The sequence below is a fragment of the Pontibacter toksunensis genome (genome assembly GCF_042686245.1).
In the GTDB taxonomy this organism is placed as follows: Bacteria; Bacteroidota; Bacteroidia; order Cytophagales; family Hymenobacteraceae; genus Pontibacter; species Pontibacter toksunensis.
The window spans coordinates 326540-350083 of the sequence record NZ_JBHUOX010000003.1 but is presented as its reverse complement, the minus strand read 5'-3'; the positions used below and the strand labels follow the sequence as shown (position 1 = coordinate 350083).

Here is a 23544-nt window from a genome sequence, read left to right as displayed (position 1 = left end):
TCACCCCTGGTGTATGTTTAGAAGATTATTTTTGATAGGATGCCTGCTCTGCGGGATAAGTTTTGCAAGTGAGGCACAGAAGTACAGAACGGCCGCCGGCGCACGCATAGAGAGCGACCGCTTTGGCCTGACCCTGCAACAGAAGCTACATGACCGGGGCACCATAGAAGCAATTGCAACCGTTGGTTCCCGTGACTACAGCCTGACAGGTTTGTACGAGCGGCACTTTCCGCTATTGGGCGAGCGCTTTAACTACTACCTGGGCGCGGGTGCGCATGTTGGCAACCTCAAAGACAGGGGCGTGTTTACAGGAGGCGACGTGATTCTGGGTGTTGAGTACAAGGTGAACGGCCTGCCTTTCCTGCTCTCCGCCGACGTAAAGCCTGCCTTCCACATCAACCACGACGACTGGATTCAGCTTTCTTCCGGCATCTCTATACGCTACGTCCTGATAAAAGAGAAGAAGGAGAAGAAGGGCCTGTGGCCTTTCGGCAAGCAGGACGACAAGAAAAAGAAGAAGCAGAACGGCAAGCCCGGCATTTTCGACATCTTCAAAGACAAAGGCGACAACTAGCCCTGCCTGCAACATAAAACACCAGTAGGAAGCCGTTGAAAAAAGAAAAAGCCCGGTGGGGTCCGGGCTTTTATTCAGAAGTTGAGCTTTGTCTGGCAGCAAGCCTTTTATGGCTCTTGATGCTGTTTAAGTATGTTTTCATAGAGCGCTGCAGCAGGGGAAGCCACAACCACTTCTAGCTTAACCAGGTATTAACCTGCCACCAAACATTGTTGAATTGGTTTTCAAATAAAGGAATATAGCTCTTTCCCTTCTGTTTATTTTCTAAAGCGGGTCCGCTCCTGCCTGTATCTTATTAACCAGCATACCTGCTGATTTGAATTAAGCTGAAAGAATCGTGTGTGTGTCAGCACTGCCCGTACGTCCGGTGTTTGCAACATCCAGGAGGCCTGCCGAAATTTTAGAACCGGCCTTAAGCTTTGCTCTGCATCAGCCTCCTATCATGCCTTTCAACTTTAAAAAGCTGGCACTGAAACAGTATCCGCGCGCACTCTCCGCTAAATCAATACAAAGTTAGAGAAGGCACTATTGAAAAAAAAGGTAATACAAGCATGCAATGCAACATAGGCTTACAAGGCGCAATAGCGCATGCAGAAACTCTCATTTATAAAGAAGCGCTTAAAGCACCTGATAATTATGCTGAAAAGCACAGCTTTTGTAACATAGCTTTTTTATTACTGTTTCTGGAGGGGAAGTGAGACGGCAGTGCTTTTGCAACCCCAGGCTAAATAACAGCAGTAGCCTGGGGATGTGTTGGAACTTCCTGCGTAGCAGCACTGGCCAGCAGTTGCTGGCGCTCTGCCAGGAGTTCTCGCTTGTCAAGGGTGTCTTTACAGGCAAAACAGAAAGCAACAAGCAAAGCGAATAAAAGAACAATGAATTTCATAGTTGTATTTTGACTAGTGGCGGTAACGGCAATCGTTTCAGGTAATTCCAATTTTAAAAATCAGGCTCGTGGAGCAGTAACTTCTACAACCGGCAGCATGTTGCCGTTATGCTTGTACTCGTTCAGCACTTTTCTGGTGCTGATTTCTTCCTTGTCTGAAGCTGATTTCACAAGGGTTGCTCCGAAGGCAAGTACAATGGCGAAAAGAAGAACGATAATTTTCATAGTTTTATTTTTTACAGCGTGTTTTAATATCTTAAATGGTCTGGCAATAAAGCAGAGGCTACTAGCTTTGAGCAATAACTTCTACTTCTGGCAGCAGGTTAGGGAGTTGCTGGTATCTTTTTAGCTCATTCTGGTTTAGTTTCATCTCATATCTTGAAGAGATGCTTTTCAAGTCATCTGCTGACTTTTTAACATTGGCACCGAAACCGAATGAGAAAGCGGAAAGAAGGATTATAATTTTCATGGCCGTACGTTTTAAAGGTTTTTATTTTATTTATCTTCTGCTCTAATAGATAGCGCCTTAGGTCAAAAGGTTGCTTCAGCGCTTTATAATTTTTTTTATTTATAATTGTTTGATTACATTTAACGTGCCAATTCAAATAACGTTCTGACTTTCAATTAATTATGAAATAAGGCATGGTTTATTTAATGGTCTGAACTGTCCGGTGCCGAACAGTTGATTGTTCGCTACCGAACATATTTCTTCTTTTTGTTTTCAGCTGCTCATGCTGCTCCTCTTAATTTATCTGCAGTTTTTGCCCGCAGCAGCAGGCAGAGCCGTAACATAGCCTTGGTTTTAGCGGTAGCTAAAGGAGATGAGAATCCTGTTCCCGAAGTTTGATAAAATAGGCATGCCGCTGCTAGGAGTGGCAGCGGCAGCGTTTTTTTTACTGGAGACAAAGCGGCAGTTGCGCAGCCGCACACGCCCCAGGCCTGAGCGACTCCTGGAGAATGGCAGTGTTGCTGCCACCGCTCTGCCTGCGCTGCGGTTGCTGCTGGTACCAGCTATGTTTGCCGCGGCACGCTTGGCTAACAAACATAGGTTTGGTCTATTGAAGCGGCTCGGGCTACCGCAATGGGTTCGCTATACCGCTGGTTTTCTGCTGCTAGATTATACCAATTACCTGTGGCACGTGCTGCTGCACAAGTCCGACATACTCTGGCGCTTCCATAACGTGCACCACATCGACCTAGACCTGGACCTTTCTACTGCCTGGCGCTTCCATGTTGGAGAGAACATTGCCTCTGTGCCTTACCGAAGTGTAGCTATAGCGCTGCTTGGCGTGCCTGCGCCGCTGGTGCTTTTTTATGAAGTCATTTTTGAGGGCTGCACTGCCTTTCACCATTCTAATTTGAGGCTACCCTACCAGGTAGAGCGGCAACTGTGCAAGGTAATGGTTACGCCACGCATGCACGGCATCCATCACTCCATTGTAGCCCGGGAAACCAACAGCAACTTCTCCGTCATCTTCTCGTGGTGGGACCGCCTGCACCAATCGCTGCGCCTGAATGTGCCGCAGGACGAAATTACTATCGGCGTGCCGGCCTACCGCGATCCGAAGGAACAATCTGTGAAGCACCTCTTCCTGATGCCTTTTGAGCGGCAGCGGCCTTGGCACTTACCTGACGGCACCGTACCGGAACGGGTAGCACATTCTCCACAGGAGGAGCTGCTGCCTTAACATACAAGTATAAAAGCGCATAAAATTCAGCAGAGCCTATTATTGCACCAACCTGACAGCACGATACATAGTATAAGATAAATCTTTGAGTATAGATGAACTATGGAACAAGTGAAAGGTAAGCTGATTGCGTTGGGGGGAGGAGATGACGAGGGGCTGATAAAGCTGATCCGATCTAATATATGTGAGCTGACTTCGCACATAGAAGTGATAGCCACAGCCACTCCACAAGCTTTGGATGCGATCGACTCTGGAAATGCCTATAAGGAGGCGTTCGAAGAACTAGGCTGCAGCAACGTCCGCTTTATGCATATAGATGAAGACCATCCTGCCGATACAGCCGACAATATACAGCGCATCAGCAAAGCGAACGTTATCTTTTTTACAGGCGGGGATCAGGTGCGGCTTGCCAACTTCTTGAATGGCACGGAACTACTCAACATCATGCGCTACCGCTACCGCACCGAAGACATCATCATATCGGGCACAAGCGCTGGTGCAGCTGTCATGTCTGACCGTATGATTTACAACGGCTATGGCCATTATTCCCTTATCAAGGGCGAGATGAAGACCACGAAGGGGTGCTCCTTTATTAAACATGTATACATTGACTCGCATTTTGCAGAGCGCGGCCGCTTTGGACGTTTGGCCCATGCCGTAGCCCACGATCCCGAATACGTAGGCATTGGGCTAAGTGAAGAAACAGGCATCATCATTAAGGAAGGAGACCAGGTAGAAGTGTTTGGTTCAGGTGTGGTGACTATTATAGATGCCAGCGAAATTCGTTTTTCCAATACCCGGGACGTTGAGGAGAACGAGCCCATAGCTGTGGAAAACCTGAAAATGCACCTGCTGGTGCACGGCTATCGCTATTGCCTGCGGGATCACTTGTTTCAGTCGGTACCGCAAAACGAAAGCGCTACTCCCCAGGCTTTACCAGAGAAGTAGCGCTTTCTGCTTAGCCTATACTGGCTTACCCCACTTTCTTCCTGTCTTCCTGCTGTAGTTCCATGTTGATGGCAATACCCGCTTTGGCACCCTCTGCGGCTGCCACAATAACCATCTGCACATCGCGGGCGGCATCTCCGGCCACGTAAAGACCTGGTATGTTAGACTTCTGCAGTCGGCGGGTCTTTATAACACCATCGCTGGTAAACTCGCAACCCAGCATCTCTCCCAGGTCTGATTGCTGCTCTGTACCTTCCGAAAAGAACATTGCCTGCTGCGCACGCTTCTCACCACCCTGCAATACAATATGCCGCAGGTTCCCATCCTCACCTTCCAGGCGTAGAATCTTCTCTTTCACAACCTGCACTTCATTCACCTTCAGCAGTTCCAGGTCATCGCGCTGCAGTTCGTCAGTGCCGTCAGTGAATAGCGTCACGTCATCGCTCCAGTTCTTCATGGCCAGTGCCTGCCCAATACCACTGCGGTCTTTGCCGTACACGGCAATAGCTTTGTCCCGGCTTTCCCAGCCGTCGCAGTAGGGGCAATGGTGTACACTTTTGCCGTAGAATGCCTCAAAGTTTTCCACCTCCGGCCATACATCTTTTAAGCCGGTAGCCAGCAACAGTTTACGGGAATGGTATACGGTGCCTTCTCTGTCATTCACTACAAACTGCCCTTTGCTATGCGTGGCAGAGGCTATTTCCACCTGCTTCAGTTCAACACCATATTTTACAAGTTCTGATCTGCCCTTTTGTATAAACTCTCCCGGCTTTGCACCGTCACTGCTCAGGAAGCCATTCATGTTCCTGGCCCAGCGGTTCCGGGGCTGACCACCGTCAAAAACAACCACTTTTCGCCTGGAGCGTCCCAGTAACATCGCCGCATTCAGTCCGGCCGGGCCGCCTCCTATTATAATAACATCGTACATAATCTTCTTCTCTTATTCCGAAGATTTCTAAACGTAGCGCAGCAGAATAAGATAGACGAAATGGCAGGATTAAATTATACTTTATCCTTAGCATTTAAGGCAACAGAATCTGACACTAGTTTTTACAGAGGCCTCATTCACAGCGTCATTGTCAGCCAAAAAGCCATTTAGGCAAGAAAATAACTCTAAAAAAGCCTATTCCTGGGTGCTAAAAATCAGTATTTTTTTGCACTGTTTCGGCCTACTCTCCTATTTTTCGACTCAAAATGAAAAATATTTGAAAAAGCTATTGCCAGTAGCAGCATTAGCGATATATTTGTTTAGACTAACCATCACAATACAACACATTTCGCGTTTATGAAAAGTAAAATTTTAGCCTTGTTAAGCGGTACATTACTCTCGGCATCAGCCATGGCCGGAGGATATCAGGTAAACCTGGCCAGCCAGCGCCAAATTGGCATGGGCCACACAGGTACTGGTATTCAAACAGGAACATCCAGCATCTTCTTTAACCCAGGCGCCATGAGTTACCTGCGGGAGAACGGAGTGACTATTGGTGCTTCTGGCATTATTTCCAAAATCGCGTATAGAGCTCCTGAGCCTAGCGGCGTGGAGGCCATGACAGACAACCCATTTGGAAATCCTTTCCAGGTGTATGGTGTATTTGGTATCAACGATAAACTGAAGGCAGGCCTGGGTGTTTACACGCCTTTTGGTTCTTCTGTAGTTTGGGGTGACCAGTGGAGTGGCCGTTTTGGCTTGAATGAACTTTCTTTAACGGCTGTATTCATTCAGCCTACACTAAGCTACCAGATCACAGACCAGATTGGTGTAGGTGTTGGTTTTGTATACGCAGTTGGCGGTGTAAACCTGCAGCGCAGCATTCCGGTGCAGAATCAGCAGGGCGAGTATGGCAGAGCTGAGTTGGACGGTAATGCAAGCGGAATGGGCTTTAATGCAGGTATCTTCTTCAAACCATCAGAGAAATTCTCTATAGGACTAAACTACCGCTCAAAGGTTGACATGGAAGTGGAAGGCGGCGATGCAACTTTCACTGTTGCCGAGTCTATTAGCTCGCGTTTTCCGGCAGGCACTGAGTTCGATGCGCAGCTTCCGTTGCCTTCTACACTTACGTTGGGTGTAGGCTTCAATCCGACCGAGGCATTAACAGTTGCCGTTGATGTGAGCCGCGTAGGCTGGAGCGCTTATGAGAGCCTTCGCTTCGATTACTCAGCAGAGGTGAACGGTGCTAACTTCTCTGAGAGCGCCCGTAATTACGAGGATGCCTACATCTACCGTATAGGCGCTGAATACAAACTCTCTGATGCAGTTGCTCTGCGTGGCGGCGCCTACTATGACAGCTCTCCTGTTCAGGAAGGCTACCTTACTCCGGAAACACCAGATGCTGACGCCTTAGGTCTTTCTGCCGGTGTTGGTTTCGCTGTCTCTGACAATCTCAGCATCGATGCCTCTTTCCTTTACATCAATAAGAAACAAAGAACTGACACGGGTGCAATGTCCGGTGGTATCTCCGGTACTTACAAAGCTGTAGCCTATATCCCGGGTGTTGGTCTGAATTTCAAATTTTAATTTCCCATAAGAATGAAAACATTTATATATAAATCCAGCTTACTTGCCCTTTCTGCTGGTTTGTTACTTACCAGCTGCGATCCAGAAATAGACGTCCCAGCCGCAAGTTCAGGTCAGGCTGACTTTTCAAAGTACCTGGCCGTTGGTAACTCGCTTACAGCCGGCTTTCAGGATAACGGACTATACCGTGAAGGTCAGCTTAACTCATACCCTGCTATACTTGCAGATCAGTTTGAAGAAGTAGGTGGAGGAGAGTTTGTTCAGCCTCTTTTCACAGAAGAGCAGCGAAACGGCTCCGGGTATCTTCGGCTTATAAGCCTTGCATCTGGTACTCCTGAAACAGAGATGGTTACCGAAAACCGTGCTATCAGAAGTGCAAGCCCAGTACTCTTCACAAAGTTTACTGACCCGGTTCAGAATTTAGGCGTGCCAGGTTTGAAAGTGGCAGACATTAAAAGACAAGGATACGGCAGCGCACAGGGCAACCCTTACTTCGAGCGCATCACACCGGAAAGCCAGGCGTTCCAGACGTACCTACAGCGTGTGCAGCAGTCTACAGACCACACGTTCTTTAGCTTATGGCTCGGAAACAACGATGTTCTTAGTTATGCTACATCAGGAGGCGCTTCTACCGCGACATCTAACACCATTACGCCGGTTAACACCTTCGATGAAAACTACTCTGAACTGGTGGGTGCTCTTACTGCCAACGGGCAGGAGGGTATACTGGTGACAATTCCTAATGTATCGGGTATACCATTCTTCACAACAGTTGGACCATCCATCAAAAACACCCTTACCACGAACAACATATCGAGAATGGTGGCGATTACTGGCGCTGGCAGGGAAAGAGTTGTGTTCAAGCCAGCTGAAATAAACGCACCTGAGGATGGGGTACTTTTTACCTTGACAGGTGCACCATATGCTCGTTTGCTGGGCCAGCCAACAGGTAAATACTGGAGAGATTTAGCAAGACAGGTGAGCCCTAGCCAGGACAATCCGGTTGTGAGAGGTACTTTAGCCCAGTTGCTCCTAACCTATGCCATTGATACAACTCAGATGTTTGGTTTTTCAGCAGGAAACCCATGGCCAAGCGCTCTGCTGCTGGATGCCAATGAGCAAAATGCGGTGAAGGCTGCTACCAACTCTTATAACGAAATTATAAGAGCAGTAGCTTCAAACAGAGGCCTTGCTTTATGGGATGCTAACAGCTACTTTAATACTGTTCAGGCTGGTTTTGGAAACAACAATGTTGTCTACTCGCCTGCATTCATTTCCGGTAATCTTTTCTCTCTGGATGGTGTGCACTTAACTCCGAGAGGCTATGCCATTGTTGCAAATGAAATGTTGAAGGCTATAAATGGGAAATACAAGGCCAATGTGCCAACAGTAGATGAGACACAGTATCGTGCGGTTCTTTTCCCGTAAAGATTTAAGTTTAAAGTAAATACTAAAAAGCACCCCAGGTTGGGGTGCTTTTTTTGTGGCTGAACTGCACAAATCAATCCAAACAAAAAGGAGCTACTGAAGAGGTAGCTCCTTTTTGTTTGGGTATAATATGCTGTGTCAGGAATTAATGTGCCTCCAGCCAATTCTCGCCTACGCCCAGGCCAACTTCCATTGGCACGCTCAGCGGCAAGGCGTTTGTCATCAGTTCTACAATCTTCGGCGTTACAACCTCTACTTCTTCTTTTGGGGCATCAAAAAGAAGTTCATCATGCACCTGCAGAATCATGCGCGTATGCAGCTTCTCCTGCTTCAGGTAATCCTGGATATTGATCATCGCTATTTTAATGATGTCGGCGGCAGTTCCCTGAATGGGAGCGTTAATAGCGTTACGCTCGGCAAAAGCCCGCACCGTCTGGTTGCGCGAGTTAATGTCGCGGAGGTAGCGGCGGCGGCCCAGCAGTGTCTCTGCATACTCCAGTTCGCGTGCTTTCTCGATGGTACTGTCCATATACTCCTTTATAGCAGGGAACTCCTGGAAATAAGCCTCGATAATGTCTGCTGCTTCCCGCCGCGGAATAATCAGGCGCTCGGCCAGGCCAAAAGCGGAGATGCCATAAATGATACCAAAATTCACCATTTTGGCCTTGCGGCGCATTTCGCTGTCTACCTGCCCCAGTGGCACGTGGAACACCTTGCTGGCAGTAGAGGCATGTACATCAATACCGTTCTTAAAGGCTTCTTTCATGGTAGGGTCACCACTGAAGTCAGCCATGATGCGCAGCTCAATCTGCGAATAGTCGGCAGAGATAATCAGGTGCTTGTTGTTGCGGGGCACAAAAGCCTTGCGTATCTCGCGGCCACGCTCCGTCCGGATAGGAATGTTCTGCAGGTTCGGATTGGTAGAGCTAAGGCGGCCGGTGGCGGTTACTGCCTGGTTAAAGGAAGTATGCACCCTTCCGTCTAACGAACACACCAGTTGCGGCAGCGCATCCACATAAGTAGATTTCAGCTTCGACAACTCGCGGTGCTCCAGTATAAGGCGCACAATTTTATGTTCACTGGCTATTTTAGAGAGTATCTCCTCACCGGTGGCATACTGGCCTGTCTTGGTTTTCTTGATCTTGCTTTTGCCGTGCAGCTCCAGCTTATCGAACAGTATCTCGCCCAGTTGCTTCGGAGAACCAATGTTAAACTGCTCCCCGGCAATCTCAAAAATCCGCTTTTCTATGCCTGCAATTTCAGACTCCAGCTGCAGCGATATATCAGCCAGTGCGTCAGAATCAATGCTGATGCCTTCTTTTTCAATATCAGCAATTACCTGCACCAGCGGCGTCTCAACATCCCGGAAAAGCTTCATCAGGCCCTGCTCCTGCAGCAGCGGCTCAAAGTAATACTTCAGCTGTAGCGTAACGTCAGCATCCTCACAGGCATAATCCTTCACTTCCTCCGGCTCCAGGTCGGCCATCGTTTTCTGGTTCTTTCCTTTTGGTCCAATTAGATCCGTGATAGGTACAGGCGTATAGTTCAGATAAGTTTCTGCCAGCACGTCCATGTTGTGGCGCATCTCGGGCTCCAGCAGGTAGTGCGCCAGCATGGTGTCAAAGATCGGCCCCTGAACCTCCACCTCATAATTCTTCATCACCAGGATGTCATACTTGATGTTCTGGCCTATCATGGCAATGTTTGGGTTCTCAAGCACCGGCTTAAACTCTGCCACGATGCGCTTCGCCTCCTCCTGGTCGTTGGCTGGCACAGGCACATAATAGGCCTCTCCAGCGCGGTAGCAAAATGACATACCTACAAGACGGGCTGTGATGGCGTCTACGCTGGTAGTCTCGGTGTCAAAGGAGACTTCGTCCTGCTTCAGCAGGTACTTTACAAGGCTCTGGCGCAGTTCAGGGGTATGGATGAGGTGATAATCGTGCCGCGTGGTGTTGATGCTTTGCAGTGCTGCCGGTGCCTGCTCTTCCACTGCCACAGCTGTGTCTTCTGTTGCAGTTGCCGCTCCGAACAGGGAAGTCTGGCTCTGATCTGAAGACTTACCTCTACGCGCTGGTTTGCTGGCGGGTGCCGTGATGGCCGAAGCCAGGCTTTGGCCCAATACGCGTTGCGCCAGCTGCCGGAACTCCAGCTCCGCAAACAGCTCTGTCACCTGCTCCTCGTTCGGGCCATTGTACAGGAGCGCCTCAGCGCTGAACTCCAGCGGCACATCACAATGTATGGTGGCAAGCTCCTTCGACATCATTCCCTGGTCCGCAAAATTAATCACGTTCTCCTTTTGCTTCCCTTTTAGTTGGTCGGCATTGGCAATCAGGTTTTCCACAGAGCCAAAGCGCTGAATCAGCGACTTGGCTGTTTTCTCACCGATGCCCGGTATACCCGGTATATTGTCTACGGCATCACCCTGCAGGCCCAGTATGTCGATTACCTGCTCTACACGCTCAATCTCCCATTTCTCCAGCACCTTCTTCACATCCAGTATATCGACGGCGTTACCCAGAAAAGCCGGCTTGTACAGGAAAACGTGCTCGGTCACGAGCTGGCAGTAATCCTTGTCAGGCGTCATCATGTACACATCAAAGCCCTCCTTTTCAGCCTTGCAAGCCATGGTGCCAATAATATCATCGGCCTCGTAGCCATCCAGTATCAGCACCGGAATATTAAAGGCTTCTATTATCTTCTTGCAATAAGGTATAGCAATGGAGATATCCTCCGGCATCGCCTGCCGGTTGGCTTTGTATTCTGCAAAATTGTCGTGACGGAAAGTCTTGGCGGCGGAGTCGAAGGCAACACCAATATGAGTCGGCTGCTCTTTCTGCAGCACCTCTACCAGTGTGTTTGTAAAGCCAAGGGCAGCGCCGGTGTTCATGCCTTTGGAGTTGATGCGCGGGTTCTTGCTGAAGGCAAAGTGCGCCCGGTATATCAGAGCCAGGGCATCTAACAGAAACAGTTTCTTACGTGGTTCGCTCATGCTATAAAGGTAAATAATTTTCAGCAACAGAAGTTAAACGGTGGCTACTGCAACTGCTTCCTTACTATAAGTGAAGAGGAGGTAAATTGTTTCTGTTTCTGCACTTACACCGTCATCCTGCCGCTCACTTTGTGGTGTTGTTGGATAATGTGTAGAAAGTTTCTACAACTTTAGCTGCTTCTCATAATACCAGAAATAGTTACTAAAATAATAGTACATTAAAGCACAGGATGTTACAACTTAGAATTTTATTCTGGCACAGTTATCCCATACAGGAATGCAGGAAGGGCATACTGCCCGTGGAAAAAACAAATCAAGATGAAAAAAGCAACCGTATTGGCAATTGCTATCGCAACATGCGGCATGTTCTCAATAGAAGCCCGGGCTCAGTCTGCTGAGGCTCCGTCTACACAGCTTCCTCAGGCAACAGAACAAGTGCAGCTGGAAACAGGGAAGCTGCAGATTACTGCCGAAGAACTGCCTGATGGTGTAAAAAAAGCCCTTAAAAGCAATGTGCTGAAAGAATGGCAGGTGAGTGAGATCTATAAAGTAACTCCGGTTGCAGCAGCGAGGCCAACCTATGAAGTACTGTTCACCAACGCTGAGCAGAAGCGCGCAATTGCCCGTTTTAACGAAGAAGGAATGTCAGTGGAAGGCGCCGGTCAGGAATAAGCAGGATTACCAAAAAACAGAAATAACAACTGTTGCCCGGCCTTCTGCCTGGAAGAATATTAAAGGTTTGTAAACAGCATAGCTGCTTCCTTCGCTTAGGAGTACTATAGTTAAGAACAACGTATAAGAAAGCTCAGTTTCCTTGGCTGAGAGCCTCTGCAAGTGCAGGGGCTTTTCTTTTTTAAATCCGTAATAACATTCAATAAATTACCATAATTCAATCGCATAATCCCCGACAACTTATTCACTTCCATTCCGGCGCCAGGCAATATCAAACAAGTGCAAGCAAGTATAGAACAATCAGTGTAACTTTGACGTTACTTATATGCTATATTGCTTTGCTACATAGATAGCTGCAATATTTTGTACATGTCTATGCCGAAAATATTAATAATTGATGATGATCCGGCGTTTTGCCTCATGCTAAAGTCTTTTCTGAAAAGGCAGCAGTACGATGTAGAAACTGCTTTTACTGCCAATGACGGACTGCGCCAACTCAGGGCAACGTCTTTCAACTTAGTGCTGACCGACTTCAGGCTTCCTGACAAGGATGGTTTAGAGCTGCTGCCCCAGATAAAGGTGCTTGCTGAAAATGTTCCCGTTATTCTGATGACGCACTATGCTGACATCCGTACGGCTGTCAGAGCCATTAAGATGGGAGCTTTTGAATATATCACAAAGCCTATAAACCCGGACGAAACACTTCTGGTTATACAGAATGCCTTGCATAAAAAAGCAGAGGCAAAAGATACAGCAGCGCCTGCTTCCGTGGCCGCCGGCACGCAGTTTGTGAAGGGTAAAAGTCCTGAAGCAGCCCAAATCGAAGAATTCATTACCCTGGTTGCCCCTACCTTCCTGTCTGTGATCATAGAAGGCGAGAGTGGTACTGGCAAGGAGTATGTAGCCCGCATGATTCATGAGCGCAGCAAACGCCGGCATATGCCCTTTATCGCCATCGACTGTGGTGCCCTGTCGAAAGAGTTAGCGGGAAGTGAGCTGTTCGGGTATGTGAAAGGAGCCTTTACAGGAGCCATGAAAGACACCCAGGGCCAGTTTGAGGCGGCCGAGGGCGGCACCATATTCCTTGATGAGATCGGAAACCTGCCTTACGAGATTCAGGTTAAGCTGCTGCGGGCCCTGCAGGAGCGGAAAGTACGTAAGATTGGCAGCACAACAGACCTGGATGTGGATGTGCGGGTGCTGGCAGCCACCAACGAAGACCTGCAACAATCTGTGGCAAACGGGCAGTTTCGGGAGGACCTGTACCATCGCCTGAATGAATTCAAAATCAATGTGCCGCCACTGCGCGACCGGGATGGGGATGTGCTCTTGTTTGCCAACTATTTTATGCAACAGGCAAACCAGGAGATGGAGAAAAACGTGGCTGGCCTTGATACAGCAACAGCAGATGCTTTCGAAGCCTACAACTGGCCTGGCAATCTGCGGGAGCTGAAAAACGTGGTGAAGCGGGGTGTGCTGCTGGCAAAAGGCAACATGATAACCCTGCAGGAGCTGCCTGCTGAAATCAGGAGCTACTCTCCTGCAGCAGCGACAGAAGTACAGAGAGATGAGGAACTTCCTGCAGCTGCCCCTGTAACCACTTCTGAAACCGACCTGAAGAGTATAAATGAGCGCAACGAAAAGGAGATGATCCTGCAGATGCTGGAGCGGGTGAAGTATAACAAGTCCAAAGCAGCCCGTTTACTGAACATCGACCGGAAGACTCTTTACAACAAGCTGAAACTTTATAATATTGATGCCTGATTAATAATTCTGTGGCAGAGGCTGCAGGGTCTCCACTGCAAGGCTTTCTACCTCCTGCTGCAGTGCTGCCAGTACCAGAGGCGTGTTATGCTTTATCCTGGCCACTGTTTCCTGTAAGCTATCGCTGCCTTTTCTGCCAGTATGTAAAACCTGCTCCAGTTTCAGCAGGTCCGGGGTTACAGTATGTGCTTTCAGATGCTTAAAGGCTGTCAGCATTTTATGCGCTACATTGGCTGCCTTCTCCCACTGCTTCTCTGCAGCGGCCGCGCTTAGGTCCTCCAGGCTCTGTTGCTGGTCGGCCAGCAATACCTCCAGTACAGCAACCAGCGTCTCGTTGTCAGTTCCGGTGAAAAGGCGCATCTCGCTCAGGTCATACAACTGCCCGGATGGCTGCAGCGGCACAACGGCTTCCGGCAACGCTGCTGGCTCCGGAGCTGCTGGCATTGGCGGCAGCACCTTTGTCAGCTTCTGATGCAGTTCCTGCTCCGTGAATGGCTTGAGAAGATGCCCGGTTATAGCTGTGTTATCATAGAAGCCTTCCTCGTTACTCAGGATGTTCGCTGTAAGTGCTAAAATGGGCACTTCCTTGTCATGCCTGCGGATATTACGTGCCACTGTTTTACCGCTGACGCCCGGCAACTGTATATCTGTCAGGACCACGTCAAACTGGTGCTGCTGCACCTGATCCATGGCCTCTTTCCCATCATTTGCCAGGTATACCTGCATGCCCCACCTGCTTAGTATAAGTTCGCACAACTTACGGCTATAGGCATCATCATCAATAACCAGGGCCTTAAGCCCCTGGAACGTGGTAGACTGGGCTGGCGCAATGTCAGGGGCCACAGGCAAGGCCTCTTTGCTTACCTGTAGCGGCAGCACAAACGTAAAGGTGGTGCCTTTGCCAACTACGCTGTGCAAAGAGAGGGTACCGCCCAGCATCTCCACCAATTTCCTGCTGATAGAAAGGCCAAGCCCGGTGCCGCCATACTTGCGCAGGATAGAACTGTCAGCCTGGTTAAACTCCCCAAACACATCCTGTATCCTATCTTCTGGTATACCTATTCCCGTGTCTGACACAGCGATGCTCAGCACCACACGGGTGCGGCGTATACTCTTGAGCCTGAGGCCCACAAGTACCTGCCCCTGGTGGGTAAATTTAATGGCGTTATCCACGAGGTTAAACAGCACCTGCTTCAGGCGCAGGGCATCACCCTGCAGCGTGTCCGGAATTGTCTCGTCGGCCCGGAAAAGGAAGTGCACTCTTTTGCTGGAGGCTTTCAAAGCAAATGCCTGCTCCACCTCCTTCAGCATTTGCTTCAGGCTGAAGGTTGTATGGTTAATGTGCAGCTTTCCGGCTTCTATTTTTGAGAGATCCAGTACATCATTCACAATGTGCAGCAGGTGCTCGCCGGCTCCGTTCACCGCCTGCAGGTGCTCCTCCTGCTGCGGCAGCAGTGGCGTGTGGCGCAGCTGCTGCGAAAAGCCCAGGATCACGTTGAGGGGCGTGCGCATCTCGTGGCTCATGTTCGCCACAAAAGCCTCTTTTGCCCGGGCCAGTTGTACTGCCTCTTTCTGCGCTTTTATCAGCTTTGTTTTGTAGTTGTTGCTGCGCGTGATGTCGCGGAGAATAAGTATGATAAAGGCAACACCGGCAACCAGCCCGAAAATGCCTATCAGCAACAGCACCATAGACGTCTCTTTGGCCACTGCTCTGGCGTTCCAGGAATTCTGCAGCATGCGCTCCTGCTCGTTATGCTCCATCTTGTACATCATATGACGCACCTGATCCATGATTTGCTTGTCCTGTTGCAGCAGCGCCAGTTCCTTTGCCTGCAGTTGCTCCTTTTTCCGGTCCGACTCCCGCTGTACGTTGTGCAGGATACGGCGCACCTTGGCAAGGGGAGCTGCCGGTGGGGCAGTAGCATTGGTGTCTATCTTTATCTCCTGGGTAACATTAAGCTGCGGCACAATCACCCTCGGTGGCGGCGCTGGCCTGGGCTCTTCTTTCTCTTTCTTTGAGAATATCTTGTTCAGGAATCCGCGTTTTTCCTCTTTGGGCGCTTCCTGCTCCGGCGCGACCGTGGGCGTATCCTGCGGCAAATTGGTCAGCCTGTCGGAGATGGTAGTGGTGGTGTGCTGCTTGATGGTGGTGGCCAGCGGCTGCTCCTCTACCGTGGAGGCTATCTGGCGCATTGCTTTGGCCGAGTAGTCTAGGCTTTGCTGTTCTTTCTTTAGCGCTACATATCTTTCCAGGCTTTCCTGCTTTGCCTTAAGCAAAGCGGCAATGGAGTCTACCTGCGCTACTTCCTGCGGATTGTACTGCACGAGTAAGTGCAGGGAGTCAATCTGGCTTTTAATCGTGTCGAGGTGGCTAAGGTAGGCCTTGAAGTGCTCTTCTTTGGTGGTGAGGGTATAGGCTCTGATGGAGCTCTCTGCAGTGGAGATAGTGGCCAGGGTAAACTGCATTTCCGCTAACTTCGTGTTAGGCCTGGAAAGCACGTCCACGGAGTTTAGCAGTTTTGTAAAGCTGGTGTAGGTAAGGTAGATGGCTGCAAGCACAATGCTCAGCGCCAGCCCGAAACCTACTATCACTTTCGTTTTGGTGCTATCCCTGAATAATCTCATAGATCTTTTCTTCTGCTTCTAAAGAAGCCTAAAGGCTACTAAGTTCCTATAACGGTAAAAAAGAAAAAAATTATTTTAAAACCCTACCATTGCCGGGATTAAATATGACAAAACCACCATGCATTCAAATCATTGAATATTGCGTTTAAACAGTAGTCAAGAATATTTATATCAAAATATTGTGGCAGCCGTAAGCAATGCAAAACAGCCAGAAGCCTGGCTGCCTAAAATTTTACCTGTGCTTCCCCATGCCATTATTATTAAAATCCATACTCCTGCTGCCCTTATACCTCCTTTCTACAGCGGTATGCGCCCAGGATATTATTCTGACGAAAAGCGGAAACGAAATTGTTGGCAAAGTAATGCGCATAGGAGCTGACTCGGTTACTTACCGTTACCTGAGCGATGTAGGTGGCCCTGCCTACACCTTGCCCCGCCAGGAGGTAGCGCATGTAAAGCGGATGTATGCCACCCAACCAGCAACTCCCCCTGAAATCAGCTATGAGCAGGAAGCGCTTGAACTACAGGAAAGGCAGGAACTCATTTTACAGGCAAAGCTGGATGCAAAGGCATACTATAAGGGGAAGGGTGTTTTCTGGACCACAATGAGTTCTACTATCCTTAGCCCCCTGGCTGGCTTTGCCACTGGCACCGTTGTCTCTGCCGTTAAACCCAACGTGGAGACCGATGATAACCCAAACCACCATCTACAGAAAGACCCTGTTTACCAGAAGGCATATAGAGAACAGGCCCACCGTCGCAAAATAGGCAAAGCGGCTGCAGGCTTTGGTGCAGGTGTTGCCATGGTAAGTATCTTGTCTATACTTGCAGCGAATATGGGCGGTATATAGCAGAAGAGGTGATAGCAGGAGACTTTGCTTCTCCTGCTATCACCTCTTCTGCTGTTTTTAGCGTTACTTCCTGCTTCCGGTTACCAACTGCTGCTGGCACCGCCGCCGCCAAACGAACCGCCGCCGAAGCCTCCAAAGCCACCACCGCCGCCGCCGAACATGCCGCCGCCCGTGCGGAAGGTACCGAAGCCCCCTGGTACAATTATAGGACCGCCAAAGGTGCGGGAGTATCCCCTGCGACCACGTCCTCCGCCCCCGCCGCCTCTCCGCGAGATGATAAACACGATCAGGATGACAATAATGATGATGAACATGATGGAAGGGCCTCCTTCTTCACCGCCGCTGTTAGTTGTAGGATCTCCCTGGTAAGCGCCGCTTGCAAGGCCAATGATGAGGCCGGTAGCTTCGTCCAGGCCTTTGTAGTAGGCGCCATTCTGAAAATTAGGCTTCAAGGTGCGTTCCGTAATGCGCTTGGCAATAGCGTCCGGCACATACTCCTCCATGCCGTAGCCCGTTTGTATGGCCACCTTGCGCTCATCTTTCGCCACCAGTATAACCAGGCCGTTGTCGTTATTGCCGGTGCCAACTCCCCAACGCTCGCCTAGCTCGGCCGCATACTGGTTTGCATCATAGCCCCCGATAGAGTTGAGGGTGACCACAGCAATTTGTGTGGAGGTGGTATCGTTGTAATTTACCAGCTTCTGCTCCAGCGCCTGCTCTTCTTCAGCGCTCAGCATATCTGCCATGTCGTTTACCAGGCGGGGCGGGTTAGGCCTTGGCGGGAAATCACTGTTCTGGGCAAGAGCAGTGAAGCTCAGGAGAGAGAAGTATAGGAATAAAATGTGCTTCATATGTATGGTTAGTCTCCGAACGAGACATCGTCGCTCAGTTCGTTGATGTCGCCCTTGGTGTCGTAAGGGAAGTGCGCTTTTAGTTGCTGCCCCGCCATGAGTATGCCTTTTGCCAGCCCCTCCGCGTATTTTTTCTGCTTAAAGTCTTTGATGACCTCCGCTGTGATGTCCTCCCAGAAATGGTCCGGCACAATAGCATTAATACCGGCATCTCCCAGCACCGCAAACTGGTGGTCTTCGAGAGCCACATAAAACAACACTCCGTTTCGCTGCTCGGTCTGGTGCATGTGCAGCTCAGCAAATACCTCTGTGGCGCGGTCTAGCACATCGCCCTCGCAATTGCTCTCCACATGCACCCGTATCTCACCCGAAGTATTACTTTCGGCTTCCTGTATGGCAGCGATTATTTTTTTCTCGTCGGCTGCGGTTATCGTGTCTCTTGGCATAGTTTGGTTGTTGATAGCTGGTTGCTACGCATCGTTCTCATACAAAAGTCAACAGGTAGCAACCAGCAACTTAGAACTGTACGGTTGGAGCTGTCTGAGCACCGGCCTCTGCCTCGAAATGGCCTTTTCTCTCAAAGCCAAACACGCCGGCCATCAGGTTATTCGGAAACGAGCGGACTGTTGTGTTGTAATCCTGCACAGCTTCGTTAAACTTTCGCCGTTCTACCGATATGCGGTTTTCGGTGCCCTCCAGCTGCGCCTGCAACTCCTGGAAGTTTGCGTTTGCCTTTAGCTCCGGATAAGCCTCCACGGTAGCCAGCAACCTCGATAAAGCTCCGGACAGTTGCCCCTGCGCCGCCTGGAACTGCTGAATGTTCTCTGGTGTCAGGTTATCCGCACTGATGTTCACGCTGGTAGCCTTGGCACGGGCTTCTATCACCTGTGTCAGGGTCTCCTGCTCAAAGTTGGCGGCTCCTTTCACCGTGTTTACCAAGTTGGGTATAAGGTCAGCGCGGCGCTGGTAAGAGTTCTGCACGTTTGCCCATTGGGCCTCTACCGTCTCATCTTTCTGCACCATGGTGTTGTAGCCGCAGGAGGACTGAGAGGCCAGTATTACAAATCCGATCAGGTAAAAAAACAGTTTCTTCATAATTGGGTGTTAGTAAGCTTTTATATACGTTACGTTTAGCCGTTGCAGGCGATATCAGTACGAATTTACGAAAGCTGCGTTAAGCAGGACAGTAAAACATGAAGAAAATAACATGTACTGCCTTATTTGATGAGAGCCTGTGAGCTTTAACAAAAATGGAAATTACAGGTTTGATGGAAGGCGATTCAGGCGGTTAAATTGTGGGGCTGGGCTTTTACTGTTCCATAGGGATCATTCGCCTGCTGCTTCCTTTGTTCTCCGGTTATGTGTGAACCTGATGTAGCAGCTTCCGTTGAATTGATAGGTATATTTTAATATATTGCAGGAAACGTATCATATATGAAAGCAATTATTCCGGTAGCAGGCGTAGGCTCAAGATTAAGACCACACACGCATACACAGCCAAAATCGCTGGTGCCTGTGGCGGATAATACTATTCTGGGTCATATCATTGAGAAACTGCTGGAGGCAGGTATACAGGATTTTGTTTTCGTGATTGGCTATTTAGGAGAGAAAGTAGAGCATTATGTGCGCCGCAAGTACCCGCAGATTAGTGTTGAGTTTGTGGTACAGGAGCCGCGGGAAGGGCTGGGCCATGCGCTGTGGGTTGCCCGCCATACCTATGCGCAGGAAGACAGCGTGCTGATTATGCTGGGCGATGCTATTGTGGACGTAGACCTGGCTGCCATCATTAAAGCACCCTATTCTGTTCTGGGTGTGAAGAAAGTGGCCAAGCCATCTTTGTTTGGTGTGACGGAAGTGGGTACAGATGAGTTTATCACCAAACTGGTAGAGAAACCGAAAATCCCGAAGTCCAACTTCGCTCTGGTTGGTCTTTATAAGATTGTACAGCCGCAAAAACTGGTGGAATCGCTGGAGTATATTATGGCCGAGGACATCCGGACACAGGGCGAATACCAGCTGACCGATGCGCTGATGCACATGGTGAAGAAAGGTGAGAAGATGGTGACGTGGAGTGTGGACCACTGGTTTGACTGTGGCCGCAAAGAAACGCTGCTGGAAGCAAATGCCACCCTGCTGAACCGGCAGAAGCACCGGAACCAGAACCTGGGCGAGCATTTCCCGGGCTGCATTATCATTCCGCCTGTCAGCATTGGAAGCGACTGCGCCATCTACAATTCTATTATCGGCCCTAACGTAGCGATTGGAGATAATGCCACCATCGAGAACTGCATCCTGAGCAACTCTATTATCGGCTCTTTTTCTGAGCTGCGTTTTGCCGTGATGCAAGACTCCATCATCGGCAGCGATGCCTCCTTCAAAGGCTTCAGCCACAGCCTCAACATCGGCGACAGCACAGAGATTAACTTTGGGCAGTAGCTTTAAGACCTCGCAGCGTGCGCAGCTCCTGCGAGGTCGTTTTCCTTTTCTACAAAAACGTCAGTTCCTTCAACTGGTCGAGCATCCAGCCGGTGAGGCTGTAGCGGTGGCGTGTGGCGGCTAATACCTCGTGCGGAATCAGGTCGGCGCGGAAACAGGCCAGGCGGCCGGCAATCGGCAGGATATCCACTTCTTCCTCTTCCCCGTTTTCCTTTGGCAGGTACAGGCGCAGGTTGCCTCCGTGCTCGGGCAGCCAGCCCTCGTTCAGGTAAAAGATAAAAGACAGCTTGCGGTGGTCGTTTGTCTTAAACTGATCGATATGGCGCTGGTACACGGAGCCCGGAGGATATACCGTAAAGTGAAATTCATAGTCTTTCAGGCCGAGGTAGCAGGTGCGGTTAATGTAGCGCATCACTTCATTCATGCGGTCCAGAAACACCTGTGTCGGGGATAGCGCGTTCTGCGGCTCAATCCAGCGGATGTAGTCTCCACGCACCTCCTTGTCTACCTGCAGTTGGTTTGAAGCCCCGATGCCCGCTTTCTTGAAGGTTCCCTGCTCCTGATGGTGCGTGAGCACATCCAGAAGGTTCCGCACTTCCTGCGCCTCCAGGAAATTGTCTACAATGGCATAGCCCTTCTCTGACAGCCGGTCAGCTATCTGTTCGAATTTGTGAAGCAGTTTTTCGTCTTCCAGCTCTTCAGTCATATACTTTTCGCTTCTTGTTTGCCCCTGTTATACTTGCCATTAGCAATTTTGGCTACTGTATAAACAAACAAAGCTGGTAAATGTAAAGCTAAAAGCAATGTCTGCACATGTATGGTGGCAGAAATTTTAGTCCTTAATCTCTTGTGTTTCAGCGGCAAGACGTCCTTCACAACAACAGCTGCACAGGCATCACCAAAGCTGTTTTGAGTAAAAATGCGTATATTGTTCGATTCTATTTCACTATACCTTAAACAAATTAACAGGCGTAGCCCTTATGAAGAAAACAACAGTATTGTTGCTGGCCGGCGGCTTAACGGCCGTCTCGGCATGTAAGTCAACACAAACCGATACAACCGCTACTGGCATGACCACAGAAAACACTACCACGGCCGCGGCCCCCATTGCTCCGGCTGAGACTGATTTAGATTACCCTGACACCAAAAAGATTGACCATACCGACGACTATTTCGGCACCTCAGTTGCAGACCCCTACCGCTGGCTGGAGACGCACAACGAGGAGGTAGAAGAGTGGATTGAGGAGCAGAATGAGGTAACGCAGGAGTACCTGAGCGACATAGATTTTCGTGACAAAATTAAGTCCCGCCTGACCGAGATATGGAATTACCCGAAGTATGGCGCCCCTTTCAAGGAAAACGGCAAGTACTACTTCTATAAGAATGATGGACTGCAGAACCAGAGCGTGCTCTATGTGCAGGAAACACTGGAGGCAGAGCCAAAAGTATTTTTCGACCCGAACAAGCTTTCTGAAGACGGAACAGTAGCGCTTACAGGACTGGCATTTTCTGAGGATGGCCGCTATGTGGCCTATGGCACCTCCAGCGGCGGCTCTGACTGGAACACCTACCATGTGATGGAGGCGGCTACCGGCAAAAAGCTGGACGACCAGCTGGAGTGGGTAAAGTTCTCTGGTCCGAGCTGGTACAAAGACGGCTTCTTCTATAGCCGCTACGATGCCCCTACAGAAGGCAACAAACTGGCGAATAAGAACGAATTCCACAAAGTGTACTACCACAAAGTGGGCACGCCACAGAGCCAGGACAAACTGGTGTATGAAGACAAGCAGCATGCGCTCCGCAACTTCTACGGCCAGACTACTGATGATGAGCGCTTCCTGATCCTGAATGTATCAGAGGGAGCCAGCGGTGCCAATGCCCTATACTACAAAGACCTGAAAGACCCGAAGTCAACCATAAAACCTATTGTGGAGAACTTTGAGTCTGAGTATGATGTGGTGGATAACATGGGCGATAAGCTGCTGGTGAAGACCAATAAGAACGCACCGCGCTACCGCCTTGTCCTCATCGACCCAAAGAAGCCGCAGGAGCAGAACTGGAAGACAATAGTGCCTGAAAACGAGAACGTGATTACGGGCGTGTCTACGGCAGGAGGCCGCATCATTGCAACTTACATGAAAGACGCCACCAGCCAGGTAGTAGTTTATGATAACAGCGGCAAAAAGCTAACTGACGTAGAACTGCCGGGCATTGGCTCTGTAGGCGGCTTTAACGGCGAGAAAGAGGATACCGAAGTGTTCTTCACGTTCACTTCCTTCACTTCTCCTCCAACCATCTACCGCTACGATGTACTGGCCAACAAGGTAGCGCTCTTCCGCAAAACAGAGGTAAACGTGAGTACCGATGCCTATGAGACAAAGCAGGTGTTCTACACTTCAAAAGACGGCACCAAAGTGCCTATGTTTATTGTGCACAAGAAAGGCTTGGAGCTGAACGGCCAGAACCCAACTTACCTGTATGCCTATGGCGGCTTTAACATCTCACTTACACCAAGCTTTAGCATTGCCAACATGCTGTGGCTGGAGAACGGCGGGGTGTATGCCATGCCAAACCTGCGCGGTGGCGGCGAGTACGGCGAGGACTGGCACAAAGCCGGCATGACGCCAAACAAACAGAATGTGTTCGATGACTTCATTGCTGCTGCAGAATACCTGATTGAGCAGGGCTATACTTCCTCCGAAAGACTGGCTGTGGCCGGTGGTTCTAATGGCGGTTTGCTGGTGGGTGCCTTTATGACACAGCGCCCTGAGCTGGCCAAAGTGGCGATACCGGCTGTGGGTGTAATGGACATGCTGCGCTTCCATAAGTTTACGATTGGATGGGCGTGGGTACCGGAGTATGGCTCCTCAGACGATGCTGCCCAGTTCAGGAACCTGTATGGCTTCTCTCCGCTGCACAACATCAAAGAAGGTGTGGTATACCCGGCAACGCTGGTAAAAACAGCTGACCACGATGACCGTGTGGTGCCGGCACACTCCTTTAAGTTTATCTCAGAGCTTCAGGCAAAAGGTGCTCCAGGCAACCCATACCTGATTCGGGTGGATGTGCGTGCCGGACACGGTGCCGGAAAGCCCACTTCCCTTGTTATTCAGGAGTATGCTGATACGTATGCCTTTATCTACAAAAATATGGGCCTGAACCCGTATCAGAATCAATAAGGGATTTTAATATATCCTTATAGTATAGCCGCGCTACCCGATAAGGTAGCGCGGTTTTTTTGTTTTCCTGAGGGGGGAAGAACCTCAGAAAGGAGCGGCATACCCGGCAACAGGCGTGCCGCTCCTTTTTAG

20 protein-coding genes are annotated in these 23544 nt (G+C 49.8%); 10 read left to right on the top strand and 10 right to left on the bottom strand.

Annotation, left to right across the window (positions count from 1 at the left end):
• Window positions 1–13: 13 nt before the first annotated feature.
• On the top strand, window positions 14–574 hold the full coding sequence (locus ACFS7Z_RS06450) for a hypothetical protein (RefSeq protein WP_377482511.1): 561 nt from the start codon (window positions 14–16) through the stop codon (window positions 572–574).
• A 724-nt stretch (window positions 575–1298) separates the two neighbouring features.
• Here ACFS7Z_RS06450 and ACFS7Z_RS06445 read toward each other — a convergent pair.
• The 3 genes from ACFS7Z_RS06445 to ACFS7Z_RS06435 form a co-directional block, all read right to left on the bottom strand.
• Window positions 1299–1460, bottom strand: coding sequence for a hypothetical protein (locus tag ACFS7Z_RS06445; RefSeq protein ID WP_377482509.1), 162 nt, complete (start codon window positions 1458–1460; stop codon window positions 1299–1301).
• 60 nt (window positions 1461–1520) lie between these two features.
• Window positions 1521–1685, bottom strand: coding sequence for a hypothetical protein (locus ACFS7Z_RS06440; RefSeq protein WP_377482507.1), 165 nt, complete (start codon window positions 1683–1685; stop codon window positions 1521–1523).
• A gap of 61 nt (window positions 1686–1746) precedes the next feature.
• The gene (locus ACFS7Z_RS06435) at window positions 1747–1929 is read right to left on the bottom strand and encodes a hypothetical protein (protein ID WP_377482506.1); all 183 of its coding nucleotides are present in this window, start codon (window positions 1927–1929) and stop codon (window positions 1747–1749) included.
• Window positions 1930–2281: 352 nt separating this feature from the next.
• On the opposite strand from ACFS7Z_RS06435, the gene ACFS7Z_RS06430 reads away from it, so the two are divergent.
• Window positions 2282–3148, top strand: a complete 867-nt coding sequence (locus ACFS7Z_RS06430) for a sterol desaturase family protein (RefSeq protein ID WP_377482504.1) — start codon at window positions 2282–2284, stop codon at window positions 3146–3148.
• Window positions 3149–3250: 102 nt separating this feature from the next.
• Window positions 3251–4096 (top strand): cyanophycinase, encoded by an 846-nt coding sequence (locus tag ACFS7Z_RS06425; RefSeq protein ID WP_377482503.1) that lies wholly within the window; start codon window positions 3251–3253, stop codon window positions 4094–4096.
• Window positions 4097–4121: 25 nt separating this feature from the next.
• Here the strand turns inward: ACFS7Z_RS06425 and ACFS7Z_RS06420 are convergent, their stop codons facing one another.
• Window positions 4122–5024, bottom strand: a complete 903-nt coding sequence (locus tag ACFS7Z_RS06420) for an NAD(P)/FAD-dependent oxidoreductase (protein ID WP_377482501.1) — start codon at window positions 5022–5024, stop codon at window positions 4122–4124.
• Between the two features lie 357 nt (window positions 5025–5381).
• On the opposite strand from ACFS7Z_RS06420, the gene ACFS7Z_RS06415 reads away from it, so the two are divergent.
• On the top strand, window positions 5382–6614 hold the full coding sequence (locus tag ACFS7Z_RS06415) for an OmpP1/FadL family transporter (protein ID WP_377482499.1): 1233 nt from the start codon (window positions 5382–5384) through the stop codon (window positions 6612–6614).
• Between the two features lie 12 nt (window positions 6615–6626).
• The gene (locus ACFS7Z_RS06410) at window positions 6627–8042 is read left to right on the top strand and encodes an SGNH/GDSL hydrolase family protein (RefSeq protein ID WP_377482497.1); all 1416 of its coding nucleotides are present in this window, start codon (window positions 6627–6629) and stop codon (window positions 8040–8042) included.
• 145 nt (window positions 8043–8187) lie between these two features.
• Here ACFS7Z_RS06410 and polA read toward each other — a convergent pair whose 3' ends face one another.
• A complete protein-coding gene (gene polA, locus ACFS7Z_RS06405; RefSeq protein ID WP_377482495.1) occupies window positions 8188–11034 on the bottom strand; it encodes a DNA polymerase I in 2847 nt (948 codons plus the stop codon).
• Window positions 11035–11352: 318 nt separating this feature from the next.
• On the opposite strand from polA, the gene ACFS7Z_RS06400 reads away from it, so the two are divergent.
• On the top strand, window positions 11353–11706 hold the full coding sequence (locus ACFS7Z_RS06400; RefSeq protein WP_377482493.1) for a hypothetical protein: 354 nt from the start codon (window positions 11353–11355) through the stop codon (window positions 11704–11706).
• Window positions 11707–12081: 375 nt separating this feature from the next.
• Entirely contained in the window at window positions 12082–13470 is a 1389-nt protein-coding gene (locus tag ACFS7Z_RS06395) for a sigma-54-dependent transcriptional regulator (protein WP_377482491.1), read from the top strand.
• Here the strand turns inward: ACFS7Z_RS06395 and ACFS7Z_RS06390 are convergent, their stop codons facing one another.
• Entirely contained in the window at window positions 13471–16095 is a 2625-nt protein-coding gene (locus ACFS7Z_RS06390) for an ATP-binding protein (RefSeq protein ID WP_377482489.1), read from the bottom strand.
• A 248-nt stretch (window positions 16096–16343) separates the two neighbouring features.
• Here ACFS7Z_RS06390 and ACFS7Z_RS06385 point away from each other — a divergent pair, with 248 nt between their 5' ends.
• The gene (locus ACFS7Z_RS06385; RefSeq protein WP_377482487.1) at window positions 16344–16946 is read left to right on the top strand and encodes a hypothetical protein; all 603 of its coding nucleotides are present in this window, start codon (window positions 16344–16346) and stop codon (window positions 16944–16946) included.
• Window positions 16947–17026: 80 nt separating this feature from the next.
• On the opposite strand, the gene ACFS7Z_RS06380 is transcribed toward ACFS7Z_RS06385, so the two are convergent.
• The 3 genes from ACFS7Z_RS06380 to ACFS7Z_RS06370 form a co-directional block, all read right to left on the bottom strand.
• Window positions 17027–17797 carry a TPM domain-containing protein gene (locus tag ACFS7Z_RS06380; RefSeq protein ID WP_377482485.1) on the bottom strand — a complete coding sequence of 257 codons (771 nt, stop codon included), beginning with the start codon at window positions 17795–17797 and terminating at the stop codon, window positions 17027–17029.
• Window positions 17798–17805: 8 nt separating this feature from the next.
• Window positions 17806–18243 carry a TPM domain-containing protein gene (locus tag ACFS7Z_RS06375; protein ID WP_377482483.1) on the bottom strand — a complete coding sequence of 146 codons (438 nt, stop codon included), beginning with the start codon at window positions 18241–18243 and terminating at the stop codon, window positions 17806–17808.
• Between the two features lie 70 nt (window positions 18244–18313).
• Window positions 18314–18892 carry a LemA family protein gene (locus ACFS7Z_RS06370; RefSeq protein WP_377482481.1) on the bottom strand — a complete coding sequence of 193 codons (579 nt, stop codon included), beginning with the start codon at window positions 18890–18892 and terminating at the stop codon, window positions 18314–18316.
• A 339-nt stretch (window positions 18893–19231) separates the two neighbouring features.
• Between ACFS7Z_RS06370 and ACFS7Z_RS06365 the strand changes: the two genes are divergently transcribed.
• Window positions 19232–20233, top strand: coding sequence for a sugar phosphate nucleotidyltransferase (locus tag ACFS7Z_RS06365; protein ID WP_377482479.1), 1002 nt, complete (start codon window positions 19232–19234; stop codon window positions 20231–20233).
• Window positions 20234–20282: 49 nt separating this feature from the next.
• On the opposite strand, the gene ACFS7Z_RS06360 is transcribed toward ACFS7Z_RS06365, so the two are convergent.
• Complete coding sequence (locus ACFS7Z_RS06360; RefSeq protein WP_377482477.1) at window positions 20283–20939, bottom strand: 2OG-Fe(II) oxygenase; 657 nt, start codon at window positions 20937–20939, stop codon at window positions 20283–20285.
• Window positions 20940–21213: 274 nt separating this feature from the next.
• Between ACFS7Z_RS06360 and ACFS7Z_RS06355 the strand changes: the two genes are divergently transcribed.
• Window positions 21214–23412, top strand: coding sequence for a prolyl oligopeptidase family serine peptidase (locus ACFS7Z_RS06355; RefSeq protein WP_377482475.1), 2199 nt, complete (start codon window positions 21214–21216; stop codon window positions 23410–23412).
• Window positions 23413–23544 lie beyond the last annotated feature (132 nt).

Bases quoted from the DNA above. Each gene is read 5' to 3' on its own strand.
- ACFS7Z_RS06450 (WP_377482511.1), top strand. From the start codon at position 14: ATGTTTAGAAGATTATTTTTGATAGGATGCCTGCTCTGCGGGATAAGT.
- ACFS7Z_RS06445 (WP_377482509.1), bottom strand. From the start codon at position 1,460: ATGAAATTCATTGTTCTTTTATTCGCTTTGCTTGTTGCTTTCTGTTTT.
- ACFS7Z_RS06440 (WP_377482507.1), bottom strand. From the start codon at position 1,685: ATGAAAATTATCGTTCTTCTTTTCGCCATTGTACTTGCCTTCGGAGCA.
- ACFS7Z_RS06435 (WP_377482506.1), bottom strand. From the start codon at position 1,929: ATGAAAATTATAATCCTTCTTTCCGCTTTCTCATTCGGTTTCGGTGCC.
- ACFS7Z_RS06430 (WP_377482504.1), top strand. From the start codon at position 2,282: ATGAGAATCCTGTTCCCGAAGTTTGATAAAATAGGCATGCCGCTGCTA.
- ACFS7Z_RS06425 (WP_377482503.1), top strand. From the start codon at position 3,251: ATGGAACAAGTGAAAGGTAAGCTGATTGCGTTGGGGGGAGGAGATGAC.
- ACFS7Z_RS06420 (WP_377482501.1), bottom strand. From the start codon at position 5,024: ATGTACGATGTTATTATAATAGGAGGCGGCCCGGCCGGACTGAATGCG.
- ACFS7Z_RS06415 (WP_377482499.1), top strand. From the start codon at position 5,382: ATGAAAAGTAAAATTTTAGCCTTGTTAAGCGGTACATTACTCTCGGCA.
- ACFS7Z_RS06410 (WP_377482497.1), top strand. From the start codon at position 6,627: ATGAAAACATTTATATATAAATCCAGCTTACTTGCCCTTTCTGCTGGT.
- polA (WP_377482495.1), bottom strand. From the start codon at position 11,034: ATGAGCGAACCACGTAAGAAACTGTTTCTGTTAGATGCCCTGGCTCTG.
- ACFS7Z_RS06400 (WP_377482493.1), top strand. From the start codon at position 11,353: ATGAAAAAAGCAACCGTATTGGCAATTGCTATCGCAACATGCGGCATG.
- ACFS7Z_RS06395 (WP_377482491.1), top strand. From the start codon at position 12,082: ATGCCGAAAATATTAATAATTGATGATGATCCGGCGTTTTGCCTCATG.
- ACFS7Z_RS06390 (WP_377482489.1), bottom strand. From the start codon at position 16,095: ATGAGATTATTCAGGGATAGCACCAAAACGAAAGTGATAGTAGGTTTC.
- ACFS7Z_RS06385 (WP_377482487.1), top strand. From the start codon at position 16,344: ATGCCATTATTATTAAAATCCATACTCCTGCTGCCCTTATACCTCCTT.
- ACFS7Z_RS06380 (WP_377482485.1), bottom strand. From the start codon at position 17,797: ATGAAGCACATTTTATTCCTATACTTCTCTCTCCTGAGCTTCACTGCT.
- ACFS7Z_RS06375 (WP_377482483.1), bottom strand. From the start codon at position 18,243: ATGCCAAGAGACACGATAACCGCAGCCGACGAGAAAAAAATAATCGCT.
- ACFS7Z_RS06370 (WP_377482481.1), bottom strand. From the start codon at position 18,892: ATGAAGAAACTGTTTTTTTACCTGATCGGATTTGTAATACTGGCCTCT.
- ACFS7Z_RS06365 (WP_377482479.1), top strand. From the start codon at position 19,232: ATGAAAGCAATTATTCCGGTAGCAGGCGTAGGCTCAAGATTAAGACCA.
- ACFS7Z_RS06360 (WP_377482477.1), bottom strand. From the start codon at position 20,939: ATGACTGAAGAGCTGGAAGACGAAAAACTGCTTCACAAATTCGAACAG.
- ACFS7Z_RS06355 (WP_377482475.1), top strand. From the start codon at position 21,214: ATGAAGAAAACAACAGTATTGTTGCTGGCCGGCGGCTTAACGGCCGTC.